Below are 13,913 nucleotides of genomic sequence, written 5' to 3' on the forward strand. Positions count from 1 at the left end.
TCTGCCTGACCTACACCGGGACTGACGGGGTTAGCTATTCTTAGCTCAAAATAGCCTGCTGGAAATCTGATTGATGAGTTCTGCTACCCCTTTGGCACCACTCTTCACCCGTTCACAGCGTCAGTGCCATCTTTTACTACTGCTGTTTCTGCCGACTCCCGTGCTTACGCTTGAAAAAGTCTGTCAGTTAAATGGCGTGGATCCTGCGGTTGCCCGACAGGATATCGCGGAAGTGGGTAATGAGATACAGCGCTACCACCAGCTGGAACTGCACCAGATGGTGGATGGCAGCTTTCGTCTTCATGGTACAGAGTTGGATCGGCGCCTCTGTTTGCTGCACAACCTGCGACGCAGTCTGCGGTTATCGCAGGATTTCGTCTGTGAGCATTTTGCCGCTCCGTTACGTCAGCGCCTGAAAGTGATGAAGATTGAGAAGGCGCTGTATGATGAAACCAATCTGCAGGCATTAATTCAGCATTGTGGGCTGCGGCTGGGCCGCGACTTCAGCGAGCGCGATCGGCTTTTTTTGCAGATCTTTATGAAATACGGTCTTTGCCAGCGCCAGCCGGCACTGTTCAGCGATGCGCAGCGCGTCTGGCTGCAGCACAAGGTGGAGCGTCGGGCTGCTGAAGCGGTGATCCATCACTGGCGGAAACGCTGCCATCTGGCACCACATATCAGCGAAACCGATTTCTGGACGCTGCTGTTCAGCCTGATTCACACCCCGGCGGCCGATCGGGTCCGTCATCCCTGCGAGCAGCGCTTAATGGCGGCAACGGTGCAGCTGATTGCCGACTTTGAGGAGTGTGCCGCCGTGACCTTCGCCGACCGCGACGATCTGCTGCGTCAGCTCTATACCCATCTGGCTCAGGCGCTGGATCGCACCCACTTCACTATCGGCATCGACAACAGCGTGGCGCTGGATGTCAGTCGCCTCTACCCTCGCCTGCTGCGCACCACCCAGCTGGCGCTGCGCGCTTTTGAATATGAATACCAGATCGCTTTTACGCCGGAAGAGGTGAGCCTGATTACGGTGATTTTTGGTGCCTGGCTGATGCAGGAAAACGCGCTGCAGGAGAAGCAGGTGCTGATCCTGACCGGTGAAGATCCGCAGCTGGAGCAGGATGTCGAGCAGCAGATCCGTGAAATCACCCTGCTGCCGATCAATATCACCTACCAGCAGGTGAGCAGCTTTCAGCGCGATGGCGCGCCGCGCGAGGTTGACCTGATTATTTCCCCTTACGCGACGTCTCTGCCGCTGTTCTCACCGCCGCTGATCCATGCGGAACTGCCGCTGACGGCACATCATCAGCAGCGTATCCGTTATTTGCTTGAGTCGTAACGCGGACGCAGAAACAGCGCAGGCAGTGCCACCAGCGCCATCACCCAGAACAGATGCCCCTGTAGATGGGTAAAGAGTACGCCGCAAATCATGGTCATCACCGCAATGCCACCGCCCATCGCCAGCGCGGAGTAGAGGGATTGCAGCCGGATGACCTCTGCGCCCTGGCGTGCGGCAATAAAACGCATCGCCGCCAGATGGCAGACGGTGAAGCTGCCGCAGTGCAGAATCTGCGCCACAATCAGCAGCGGCAGCGCGGTACTGGCGCCCAGCAGGCTCCAGCGAATCAGGGCGCAAATGCCCGACAGCAGCAGCAGATCGCGCGCGCTCCAGCGGCGGAACAGCCGGTTACTGAGCGCAAAAATAATAATCTCCGCCACCACGCCCAGCGACCAGAGATAGCCCACCGTCGAGGCGGAATAGCCGCTCTCCTGCCACCAGATCGCACTGAAGCCGTAATAGGCCGCGTGCGCGCCCTGTAGTAGCGTCACGCACAGCATAAAGCGCCAGACCGCATTCTCGCGCAGCAGATCCCGCCAGACCGCCCAGCCGCCGCCTGCAGTGCCCTGACGTTCATTGCCCTGCGGATGGGTCGCAGGCCTGAGCATCATGCCCGCCAGCATGCTGAGCGCGCCGACTGACAGCAACAGCAATATCGCCTGCGAGGAGTAAGCGCTGACCAGCACCCCGGTCAGCGCTGAACTGATGACAAACGCCAGCGATCCCCATAGCCGCACCGGCCCGTAGGCCAGGCCAATCTGCTGCGTCCAGGTGGCGGCGAGCGCATCACTCAGCGGCACCAGCGGCGAGAAAAACAGGTTGAAGCCAATCATCACCGCCAGCAGCCACATCCACTGCTGCCCGACCCAGTAGCCGATGGCGAACAGGCAGGTCATCAGTGCCAGCAGGCGAAGTGCGGTAATTAACTGCGCCGGATTTTTTACCTGCGAGGCGATAAGCAGGCTGCCGACAAAGCGCGCCACCATGCCACAGCCCAGCAGCAGACCAATTTTTTCGGCATCAAGGCCGGTGCCTTTCAGCCAGACGCCCCAGAAGGGCAGATAGATGCCGTAACAGAAGAAGTAAGTGAAGTAGCCCAATCCGAGCCATCTGGCGGAGCCGATTGCCATATTCCCTCCAGCAAGAGTGCTGCATGGCAGCAAGAGTGGACGCTACTCTGGCAGAGCGCCCTGTTTCAGGCAATAAAAAAGGATGGCATCAGCCATCCTTTTTATGCGCGTTCACAACGGGTTAGCGGTTAAGCATAGACCGGCAGACGGCTGCAGATTTCCAGCACTTTCTGTTTGGTGCGCTCAATGGTCGCTTCGTCGTTGATGTTATCCAGCACGTCAGCAATCCAGCCTGCCAGTTCACGTACGTCTGCTTCGTTGAAGCCACGGCGCGTCACGGCTGGGGTACCGATACGAATACCTGAGGTAACAAACGGGCTCTTCGGATCGTTAGGTACGCTGTTTTTGTTTACCGTGATATTGGCACGGCCCAGCGCAGCATCCGCTTCTTTACCGGTCAGGTTTTTGCTCACCAGATCGATCAGGAACAGATGGTTATGGGTACCGCCAGAAACGATGTTGTAGCCGCGCGCGATCAGCACCTCGACCATCGCTTTGGCATTTTTCGCTACCTGCTGCTGGTAGGTTTTAAATTCCGGCTCCATCGCCTCTTTGAAGGCGACCGCTTTACCGGCAATGACGTGCATCAGAGGACCGCCCTGGCCGCCAGGGAAGACCGCAGAGTTCAGTTTCTTATAGAAATCTTCGTCACCGTTTTTCGCCAGGATGATGCCGCCACGCGGACCCGCCAGGGTTTTGTGGGTGGTCGAGGTGACGACGTGCGCATGTGGCACCGGGCTTGGGTAGACGTCAGCGGCGATCAGACCGGCGACGTGCGCCATGTCAACGAACAGCCAGGCACCGACGCTATCGGCGATTTCACGCATTTTTGCCCAGTCACAGACGCCGGAATAGGCAGAGAAGCCGCCTACAATCATTTTCGGCTTATGGGTTTTTGCCAGTTCAGCCAGCTCGTCGTAGTCAATCTTACCGGTTTCATCGATACCGTAAGCGACCACGTTGTAGAGTTTGCCAGAGAGGTTAACCGGTGAGCCGTGCGTCAGGTGTCCGCCGTGAGCCAGGTTCATGCCGAGGATGGTGTCGCCAGGCTGCAGCAGCGCGGTATAGACCGCGAAATTTGCCTGCGAACCGGAGTGCGGCTGCACGTTAGCGTAATCGGCACCAAACAGTTCTTTGGCGCGGTCAATCGCTAACTGCTCAACGATATCAACATATTCACAACCGCCGTAGTAGCGTTTGCCCGGATAGCCTTCGGCGTATTTGTTGGTGAGCTGCGAACCTTGCGCCTGCATAACGCGCGGGCTGGTGTAGTTTTCAGAAGCAATCAGTTCGATGTGCTCTTCCTGACGCACTTTCTCTTGCTCCATCGCCTGCCACAACTCGGCATCATAATCGGCAATGTTCATATCACGCTTTAACATCCGCATCTCCTGACTCAGCTAACTTTTTTAACGGCAGTTTAAGCCCCACCGGGGCGAAGGCCCACAGTGTAAACCGTTTTATCGGGTGAAGGTAGGGTGAATCCCCTCTTTTTACTCAAACGATTGGCTGGGCAGCGGCACGGGATTTTTACGCTTTTTTCCGACGAAACCGCAGCCGGAAATTTCTTCAGGATGTGATGGAGATTTCCTCATCCTGCACTGAAAAGTTGCCAGCGGAATCACCGTAAATGGGGTCTGGTTATTTACAGCGCAGCGTATCGGGCTATAAGATGCATTTAAAATGCAACTTTACCTGTGAGGTTCTTCCTATGCTTGATGCACAAACCATCGCCACCGTTAAATCGACGCTGCCTGCGATTGCGGCCTGCGGCCCAAAACTTACCGCCCACTTTTATGACCGCATGTTGTCGCACCATCCCGAACTGAAAAACGTCTTCAACATGAACAACCAGCGCAACGGCGCTCAGCGGGAAGCGCTGTTTAATGCGATCTGCGCTTACGGGGCTAACCTGGAAAATCTGGCGGTGCTGCTGCCGGCGGTGGAAAAGATTGCGCAGAAGCATACCAGCCTGAATATTCAGCCTGATCAGTACGCCATCGTCGGCGAAAATTTACTGGCAACCATCAAAGAGCTGCTCGATCCCGGCGAAGAGGTGCTGGCTGCATGGGGACGCGCTTACGGTGTTCTGGCAGAGGTGTTTATCCAGCGTGAAGAACAAATTTATCAGGCATCAGAGCAGCAGCCGGGCGGCTGGCGCGGTACCCGGACCTTCCGCATCAGCGCGATTGAACAACAGAGCGCGGTGATCAAAAGTTTCACCTTTACTCCGGTTGATGGCGGCCCGGTAGCGGCGTTTGAACCCGGTCAGTACCTGACGGTTCACCTGCAGCCAGCCAGCTTTGAACATCATCAGATTCGTCAATACTCCCTGACCCACCTGAGTAATGGCAAAGATTACCGTATTGCGGTGAAGCGTGAGGCACAGGGCACGGTGTCCGGCTGGCTTCATCAGTCGGGTAAAGTGGGCGATGAGTTGCAGCTGGCGGCACCGCACGGTGATTTCTTCCTGCAGACTGACGCTGAGACGCCGGTGGCGCTGATCTCAGCCGGTGTCGGACAGACGCCGATGCTGGCGATGCTGCATGCGCTGGCGGCCCGCCATTCGCGCGCCCCGGTAAGCTGGCTGCACGCAGCGGAAAATGGCGAGCAGCACGCCTTTGCTGACGAAGTGAAAGCGACCGGCGCACAGCTCAGCGATTTCGTTTCGCAGGTCTGGTATCGTCAGCCCGCCCCGCAGGATGCCGGTGCGTATGATGCGCAGGGTCTGATGGACGTCACGGCTATGGCGGCACGCCTGCAGTCGCCGCAGACGCAGTTCTACCTGTGCGGACCGCTGGGCTTTATGCAGCATGTGATCGCGCAGCTACGTGATGCCGGCGTAGAGGATACACGCATCCACTATGAACTGTTCGGTCCGCATAAAGGCATGTGATTCCGCCATAAAAAAAGCCCGCATCGCAGCGGGCTTTTTTAATCCGGCGAACTCAGATCGCCTCTTCATCCTCTTCGCCGGTACGGATGCGCACCACGCGCGCCACGTCAAAGACAAAGATTTTACCGTCACCGATTTTGCCGGTCTGCGCGGTGCGCATGATGGTTTCCACACAGGTATCGACGATGTCATCGCCGACCACCATTTCAATTTTTACTTTCGGCAAAAAGTCGACCATATACTCCGCGCCACGATAGAGCTCGGTGTGGCCTTTCTGACGGCCAAACCCTTTCACTTCACTCACGGTCATGCCGGTGATGCCGACTTCAGCCAGGGCTTCACGTACATCATCGAGTTTGAATGGTTTGATAATCGCATCAATCTTTTTCATGTCTGACCCTTTTCTCACTCCCTCCGTGGTCGGAAGGGTTTATCAAGTATAAATGTTGCTGGCGCTGCCGGGCGCGAATATCCGCAATCCACATCACTGTTTGCGATCTGCAGCCGCCTCAGTCGTGCGGCGCACGCTACTCTTTAAAATCGCTGGCGTCCAGTTCGTGACGAGACAGCAGCTTATAGAACTCAGTACGGTTGCGTCCAGCCAGACGCGCAGCATGAGTAACATTGCCTTTGGTCATCTGCAGCAGCTTGCGCAGATAGTTCAGCTCAAACTGGTTGCGCGCCTCGGCAAACGTCGGCAGCGCGCTGTTTTCACCGCTCAGCGCCTGCGCCACCAGCGCATCACTGATCACTGGCGAGGCGCTGAGCGCCACACACTGCTCAACCACATTGACCAGCTGGCGCACGTTACCCGGCCAGCTGGCCGCCATCAGCCGTTTCATCGCATCAACCGAGAAACTGCGGATCTGCGGTTTATGCCGTTCCGCTGCCTGACGCAGCAGATGATTCGCCAGCAGCGGGATATCTTCCGTTCGCTGATGCAGCGCCGGAATTTTCAGATTCACCACATTGAGGCGATAGAACAGGTCTTCACGGAACTCTTTTTTCTCCATCGCCTTGGGCAGATCGCGATGGGTGGCGGAAATGATGCGCACGTCGATATCGATGTCATGATCGCTGCCGACCGGCCGGATTTTACGCTCCTGCAGCACCCGCAGCAGCTTGACCTGCAGCGCCTGCGGCATATCGCCGATCTCATCGAGAAACAGCGTGCCGCCGCCAGCCGCTTTGAACAGCCCATCGCGGGCGCTGACTGCGCCGGTAAACGCCCCTTTGGCGTGACCAAACAGTTCAGACTCCAGCAGCTGCTCGGGCAGCGCACCGCAGTTGATGGCGATGAACGGCTTGCCGTTACGGGGACTGGCGGCATGGATCGCCTGCGCCAGCATCTCTTTGCCGGTGCCGCTCTGCCCGTTAATCAGCACGCTGACATCCGACTGCGCCACCATATGCGCCTGCTCCAGCAGCCGCAGCATCAGCGGGCTGCGGGTGACAATCGCTTCGCGCCAGCGGTCATCGCTGATGGGTGCCTGCTGCGCCAGCGCTTCATCAATCGCTTTGTAGAGCGCATCACGATCCACCGGCTTGGTCAGAAAGCTGAAGACGCCCTGCTGGGTGGCGGAGACCGCATCCGGAATCGAGCCGTGTGCGGTCAGAATAATCACCGGCAGCCCCATATGGCGTTTCTGAATCTCGCCAAACAGCGCCAGCCCATCCATTTCATCCATCCGCAGATCGCTGATCACCAGATCAATTTTTTCTTTCTGCAACAGGCGCAGCGCTTCCGGACCGCTGGCGGCGGTGGTGACCTGGTAACCTTCGCTGCTGAGACGCATGCCCAGCAGCTTCAGCAGGCTGGGATCGTCATCGACCAGCAGCAGCCGGGCGGCTTGTTTAACCATTATTGCTCCTCTTCCTGCGGCAGTGCGGTGCCGTGACTGCTGTCAGAGACATCCGGCGCTTTGCGGGATGATAGCTGGCGCTCAATGTCGGTCAGGCGCTCCAGCTTACGCTGCGTATCACTCAGCTGCTGTTGCTGCCTGACCATCTGCTGCCGGATGGCCTCCAGCTGGGCATCACTGCTTTGTTGCAGATGCGCGTAACGGCTGCGCGCTTCGCTGAGGTCCAGCTGCGCGGCCTGGTTGCTGCGCCACAGCTGAATAAGCGGACGCACCGGAGCAGGAAAGTCACTGCTGTAGCTGTCAAGCGTGGTGACATACTTGCGTCGCTCCATTGGCGTTACGTTGCCGTTAGCCATTAACACGCCCTGCTTAAAGGCGCGTGACCAGCTCTCCGCCGGCCAGCGATGCGCTTCCGCCCGGGCTTCGGCCGGCGACAGGCGTTCCGCACAGTCGATGGCGCGCATCCAGTAGAGCGGATTACCAAGCGCCGCCGGATTCTCAATCTGCCATACGTCACTGCAACGGGTCGCCAGATAATCGGCTATTTTGACCTCCGGTTCCGCCACCGGATGACCGGATGGCAGCGATGAAGTGGCCGGAGAAGCGGTACAGCCGCTGAGCAGCACGGTCGTCAGCGTGCTCAGCAGCAAAGCGGGTAAATATTTCATCGGTCAGACATTCCCGGCTGTGGTGTTCAGTTCAATGCGAAAACAGACGCCGGTGCGATCGCTGGTGACCAGCGACAGGTCACCCTGCATCCGGCGCAGACAATCTTTGGCAATACTCAGTCCCAGCCCGCTGCCCTTGACGGGACCTTTACGCTGCTGGCTGCCCTGGAAGAACGGCTCGAAAATCATCTTCTGCTCGTCCGGCGGAATCGGCGTGCCGCTATTGGCAACCTCAATCCAGATGCGATCGCCCTGTTGCTGACTGCGCAGCCAGATGGTACCGGATTCGCTGCCGTAGTTCACGGCGTTCGAATAGAGGTTGTCGATCACCCGCATCAGCAACGTTGGCTCGGCCAGACAGTGCGTCGCCCTGAGATCCAGCACCGTCTGCATCAGTTTGGTTCGGGCCGATAGCGCATGAGCGCTGACTACCCGCTCGACAATCTCATCCAGTCTGACCGTTTCCAGCCGGGTCGGGCCATCGGCCAGTTTGCGGTTGTAATCCAGCAGCTGCTCAATCAATCGCTGCAGATGGCGGCTGCTACTGTCGAGAATCGATACTACCTCTTTCTGTTCGCTGTTGAGCGATCCCGCCACTTCATCCGCCAGCAGCTCAGTGCCTTCGCGCAGGCTGGCTAACGGCGTTTTCAGTTCATGAGAGAGATGGCGCAGAAACTCATGCCGCTGGGTTTCCAGCCAGGCCAGCCGCTCGCTTAGCCATAAGATACGCTGACCAAGCGAACGCAGCTCACGCGGACCGCGAAGCACCACGCTACTGCCCAGTTCCCGCCCTTCCCCCAGCCGGTTGATCATCCGCTCAATCCGCTTAACCGGTCCGATGATCATGCCGGTAAACAGCAGCATTAACGCCAGGCTGATGATAAACAGAATCAGCGCCTGCCAGCCAAAAAACTGGCCGCGATCGGCAATCTCTCGCTGGAGCTGTAGACCGCGGGAAAACACCACTTCACGCGTATCCTGCACCATCCGGGCATTGGTGGCGGAAAAGCGATCCAGCGCTTCGGCGGCACGCGGTACCGGATTGCCATTATCACATTGCAGTTGCGTCAGCAGCGGCAGCGTGGCCTGTAATGTCTGGAAAGCGGGCAGTTCCGGCAGGCTGTCGCTGTGGGCGCTCAGCATCTGACTGTAGCGGGTACGTTGCGTCTGATAGAGCCGCGCCAGTGAGGCGTCATCCAGCACGCAATACTGGCGATAGCTGCGCTCCAGCTCAACCGCGGTGCGAGCCATCGCCTCGCTGCGACGCACGTCGGTAAAGGTATTGCGGTTGGTATCGGCCGCCTGCTCGCTCAGGGCGGAGAGGCTCTCCCACGCCTGCCAGGCCAGCACCAGCAGCGGTAGCAGCACCAGCACAAAGGCCATCAGCACCAGCTGGCGCAGAGAACGGGGAAATAAACGCCATCTTTTCACGCGGCCGCTTCCTTAGAAAATTGCTGACTGGATGCTAGCGGACTCTGATGCAGGAAGAAAGAGGCAGACAAGAAAACGGCAGGCGCACTGGCCTGCCGTAGAGGCGACGCCAGCGGCATCGCACAGGAATGGGTGGAGCCTTACTCAACGTGACGTCCGGCGTTTGATAACGTTGCAAAGCAAACGATTATCGATGAGGTGGACGGCAGGCTCCGTTTGGTGCGTCATTCGGTTTTTATGAGCTCTTTTCCGCCAGGCGGGGCAATCATAAACAGGTGAATGAGCAGCTGACAGAGTATAGCAATTTTCATGCCAGTTAATAAATAGTGATATTTTTCAGAAGATTGCCAGAACCCTGCGCCTGTTGCAGCGTTTATTAGCCGCTGCAACAGGCAAAACTGTCGCCTGACAGCAACAGCCAGGCACTGCGAATAATTAGTTGATAAAAATCAGCAGGATAAATGTCGCCTGATAGCGACACCCGAAAGCGACTTCTGTCGTCATTTGCCAACAACCGCCTGAAAAGAAAACAGGAGGCACGGTGGCCTCCTGTTGTTATCAATAAAGTTATCAGCGCATATTTTAACCCAGCTGTTTACGCGCGTTGCGGAAGATACGCATCCACGGGCTGTCTTCGCCCCACTCTGCCGGATGCCAGGAGTTGCTGACGGTGCGGAACACCCGCTCCGGATGCGGCATCATAATGGTGACGCGACCGCTTTCATTGGTCACGGCGGTAATGCCGTTAGGAGAACCATTCGGGTTAGCCGGATAGGTTTCTGTCACTTTGCCGAAGTTATCGATAAAGCGCAGCGCCACCAGGCCTTTCGACTCCAGTGCAGCCAGATGTGCCTGGTCGCGGACTTCAACGAAGCCTTCACCGTGGGAAACGGCGATTGGCATATGCGATCCCGCCATGCCGTCGAGCAACAGCGACGGGCTGGCGGCCACTTCGACCAGGCTGAAACGGGCTTCAAACCGCTCCGACTGGTTACGCACAAAGCGTGGCCACAGGTCACTGCCAGGGATCAGTTCACGCAGATTGGACATCATCTGACAACCGTTGCAGACGCCCAGCGCCAGAGTCTGCGGACGGTGGAAGAAGGTCTCAAACTCATCACGAACGCGCGGGTTGAACAGAATCGATTTCGCCCAGCCCTCACCGGCACCCAGCACATCGCCGTACGAGAAGCCGCCACAGGCGACCAGCGCCTGAAACTCTTCCAGACCGCGACGGCCCGCCAGCAGGTCGCTCATATGCACATCAACCGCGGTAAAACCGGCACGATCAAAGGCCGCCGCCATTTCAACATGGGAGTTGACGCCCTGCTCGCGCAGCACCGCGACCCGCGGACGCGCGCCGGTGGCGATCATTGGCGCCGCCACATCCTCCTGCGGGTTGAAGGTCAGCGTGACGTTCAGACCCGGATCGTTGTCGTTCTTCTTCGCTTCGTGTTCCTGATCGGCACAGGCCGGGTTGTCACGCAGGCGCTGCATCTGCCAGGTGGTTTCCGCCCACCAGGTGCGCAGCGTGCTCCGGCTTTCGCTGTAGACCGCGCTATCACCCGAACGAATCACAAAACGGTCGCCCGGCTGCGCGTGGCCCAGCAGATGACTGCATTCAGCCAGACCGTGATTGGCCAGCACCTGCTCAACCACCGCGCGATCGGCGGCGTTGATCTGAATCACCGCACCCAGCTCTTCGGTAAACAGGGCGGCCAGCGGGTCGTTGCCCAGCGCCGCGATATCCACCTCAACGCCACAGTGTCCGGCAAAAGCCATCTCTGCCAGCGTCACTAACAGGCCACCATCAGAACGGTCGTGATAGGCCAGCAGCTTCTGCTGCGCCACCAGCGCCTGCATGGCGTTGAAGAAGCCCGCCAGCTGAGTCGCATCACGTACATCGGCAGGCTTGTCGCCCAGCTGACGATAAACCTGCGACAGCGCCGTGGCGCCCAGGGTATTGGCCCCGTTGCCGAGGTCGATCAGCAGCAGCAGGTTTTCCCGATCGGGCTGCAGCTGTGGCGTAACGGTACGGCGCACATCTTCAACCCGCGCAAACGCGGTGATCACCAGCGACAGCGGCGAAGTCATTTCACGCTGTTCATTACCTTCCTGCCAGCGGGTCTTCATCGACATCGAATCTTTACCGACCGGAATGGTGATGCCCAGCGCCGGACAAAGCTCTTCGCCAACGGCTTTGACCGCCGCGTAGAGACCGGCATCTTCACCCGGATGACCGGCAGCCGACATCCAGTTAGCTGACAGCTTGACGCGTTTCAGCGAGCCGATCGCGGTCGCCGCCAGGTTGGTCAGCGCTTCACCCACCGCCAGACGGCCGGAGGCAGCGAAATCGAGCAGCGCAACCGGTGCGCGCTCGCCCAGGGCAAAGGCTTCACCGTGATAGCTGTCGAGGCTGGCGGTGGTCACGGCGCAGTTAGCTACCGGGATCTGCCACGGACCGACCATCTGGTCGCGCGCGACCATGCCGGTCACGCTGCGGTCACCGATAGTGATCAGGAAGGTTTTCTCCGCCACGGCGGGCAGATGCAGCACGCGATTCACCGCATCCACCAGGGTAATGCCATCACGCTGCAGTTCACTGCCCTGCGCCTGCTGCGTCACCACGTCACGCGTCATCTTCGGCGTTTTGCCCAGCAGCACGTCGAGCGGCATGTCGATCGGTTTATTGTCGAAATGGCTGTCGCTCAGGCTCAGATGCAGCTCTTCGGTGGCTTCACCGATCACCGCAAACGGCGCGCGTTCACGCTGGCAAATCGCTTCGAACTCCGCCAGCTTCTCCGGTGCTACCGCCATCACATAACGTTCCTGTGATTCGTTGCACCACACTTCCAGCGGACTCATGCCTGGCTCATCGTTCAGGATATCGCGCAGGTTAAACTGACCGCCACGGCCGCCATCGCTGACCAGCTCAGGCATCGCATTCGACAGACCGCCGGCGCCCACGTCATGGATAAACAGAATCGGGTTGTCATCGCCCAGCTGCCAGCAGCGATCGATCACTTCCTGACAGCGACGCTCCATCTCCGGGTTGTCACGCTGAACCGACGCGAAGTCGAGATCGGCGTCTGACTGGCCGGAAGCCATTGAGGATGCCGCACCGCCGCCGAGGCCGATATTCATGGCCGGACCGCCCAGCACCACCAGCTTCGCGCCTACGGTGATTTCACCTTTCTGCACGTGGTCAGCACGAATATTACCAATGCCACCCGCCAGCATGATCGGCTTGTGGTAGCCACGCAGCTCGGTGCCATTGTGGCTGGTGACCTGCTCTTCGTAGGTACGGAAGTAGCCGTTCAGCGCCGGACGTCCAAATTCGTTGTTAAACGCTGCGCCACCCAGTGGGCCGTCGGTCATGATTTCCAGCGCGCTGACGATGCGGTCCGGCTTGCCGAAATCCTCTTCCCACGGCTGTTCAAAGCCAGGAATACGCAGGTTCGATACCGAGAAGCCAACCAGGCCCGCTTTTGGCTTGGCACCGCGACCGGTTGCACCTTCATCACGGATTTCGCCGCCGGAGCCGGTAGCGGCGCCTGGCCACGGCGAGATCGCCGTCGGGTGGTTGTGCGTCTCAACTTTCATCAGGATATGCGCCGCTTCCTGATGCCAGCGGTATTCACTTTCTGCGGCGTCGGCGAAGAACCGGCCGACGTCGGACCCTTCCATCACCGCGGCGTTATCTTTGTAAGCAGACAGCACGTAATCGGGCGTCTGCTCCATGGTGTTTTTGATCATCTTAAACAGCGACTTCGGCTGTTTCTCGCCATCAATGACCCAGTCGGCGTTGAAGATTTTATGACGGCAGTGCTCGGAGTTGGCCTGCGCGAACATATAGAGTTCAATGTCGTTGGGATTGCGGCCCAGGCGGGTGAACGCCGCCAGCAGATAGTCAATTTCATCGTCGGCCAGCGCCAGACCCAGCGTGAGATTGGCCTGAACCAGCGCCTGACGACCCTCGCCCAGCACATCGACACTTTTCACCGGCTGCGGGGAATGATGAGCAAACAGCTGCTCAGCCTGCGCCAAGTCGCTGTAGACCGTCTCCATCATGCGGTCATGCAGCAGTGCACCAAGCGACTGCCACTGCGCTTCTGTTAACTGTGGTGCCTGCACATAAAACGCCAGACCGCGCTCCAGGCGACGCACCTGCGGAAGATCGCAGTTGTGGGCAATGTCGGTAGCCTTCGATGACCAGGGTGAAATAGTGCCGGGACGCGGTGTCACCAGCAGCAGACGCCCTTGTGGCGCATGTTCAGCGAGAGAAGGACCATATTTCAGCAGACGCTGTAAACGGGTCTGTTGGTCAGCGCTCAGTGGCGCGCTGACATCGGCAAAATGGACGTACTCAGCGTAAATATCACTCACCGGCAGGTGAGCGTCCTGAAAGCGGGTCAGCAGTTTGTTTACACGAAATGCCGACAGAGCGGGCGAACCACGCAGAATTTCCATCATAAGATCTCTCGTCTTCGAAACGCCGGGCGACGCTTCATTGGGCGCAACAGGGGAAAACGGGGCGTATTATAGAGAAAGCGACCTCGCGACGAAACCGTTTGCGCACAATTT

9 protein-coding genes are annotated in these 13,913 nt (G+C 58.5%); 2 read left to right on the forward strand and 7 right to left on the reverse strand.

Annotated elements, in window-relative coordinates; all coding sequences use genetic code 11:
- The first annotated feature begins 73 nt into the window (after positions 1-73).
- Positions 74-1,342 carry a stationary phase inducible protein CsiE gene (csiE, locus tag ACX3P5_RS13560; RefSeq protein ID WP_233987371.1) on the forward strand — a complete coding sequence of 423 codons (1,269 nt, stop codon included), beginning with the start codon at positions 74-76 and terminating at the stop codon, positions 1,340-1,342.
- Here the strand turns inward: csiE and ACX3P5_RS13565 are convergent.
- Together ACX3P5_RS13565 and glyA are read right to left on the reverse strand one after the other, a co-directional pair.
- Positions 1,324-2,472 (reverse strand): 3-phenylpropionate MFS transporter, encoded by a 1,149-nt coding sequence (locus tag ACX3P5_RS13565; RefSeq protein WP_458968832.1) that lies wholly within the window; start codon positions 2,470-2,472, stop codon positions 1,324-1,326. The two genes, csiE and ACX3P5_RS13565, sit on opposite strands and share 19 nt — an antisense overlap.
- A 128-nt stretch (positions 2,473-2,600) precedes the next feature.
- Positions 2,601-3,854, reverse strand: a complete 1,254-nt coding sequence (gene glyA / locus ACX3P5_RS13570; protein WP_233987369.1) for a serine hydroxymethyltransferase — start codon at positions 3,852-3,854, stop codon at positions 2,601-2,603.
- 329 nt (positions 3,855-4,183) lie between these two features.
- Between glyA and hmpA the strand changes: the two genes are divergently transcribed.
- Complete coding sequence (hmpA, locus tag ACX3P5_RS13575; RefSeq protein WP_233987368.1) at positions 4,184-5,368, forward strand: NO-inducible flavohemoprotein; 1,185 nt, start codon at positions 4,184-4,186, stop codon at positions 5,366-5,368.
- 52 nt (positions 5,369-5,420) lie between these two features.
- On the opposite strand, the gene glnB is transcribed toward hmpA, so the two are convergent.
- The 5 genes from glnB to purL all read right to left on the reverse strand — a co-directional run bounded on the left by glnB (position 5,421) and on the right by purL (position 13,802).
- Positions 5,421-5,759: a nitrogen regulatory protein P-II gene (gene glnB, locus ACX3P5_RS13580; RefSeq protein ID WP_003848647.1), complete on the reverse strand. Its 339-nt coding sequence runs from the start codon at positions 5,757-5,759 to the stop codon at positions 5,421-5,423.
- 136 nt (positions 5,760-5,895) lie between these two features.
- The gene (gene glrR, locus ACX3P5_RS13585) at positions 5,896-7,230 is read right to left on the reverse strand and encodes a two-component system response regulator GlrR (RefSeq protein WP_409520427.1); all 1,335 of its coding nucleotides are present in this window, start codon (positions 7,228-7,230) and stop codon (positions 5,896-5,898) included.
- Positions 7,230-7,898: a two-component system QseEF-associated lipoprotein QseG gene (gene qseG / locus ACX3P5_RS13590; protein ID WP_458968833.1), complete on the reverse strand. Its 669-nt coding sequence runs from the start codon at positions 7,896-7,898 to the stop codon at positions 7,230-7,232. The genes glrR and qseG overlap by 1 nt, the downstream gene beginning before the upstream one ends.
- A 3-nt stretch (positions 7,899-7,901) precedes the next feature.
- Entirely contained in the window at positions 7,902-9,329 is a 1,428-nt protein-coding gene (locus ACX3P5_RS13595) for a sensor histidine kinase (RefSeq protein ID WP_233987366.1), read from the reverse strand.
- 582 nt (positions 9,330-9,911) lie between these two features.
- On the reverse strand, positions 9,912-13,802 hold the full coding sequence (gene purL / locus ACX3P5_RS13600) for a phosphoribosylformylglycinamidine synthase (RefSeq protein WP_336755736.1): 3,891 nt from the start codon (positions 13,800-13,802) through the stop codon (positions 9,912-9,914).
- Positions 13,803-13,913: the final 111 nt, after the last annotated feature.

It is taken from the genome of Pantoea sp. S-LA4, assembly GCF_054482835.1.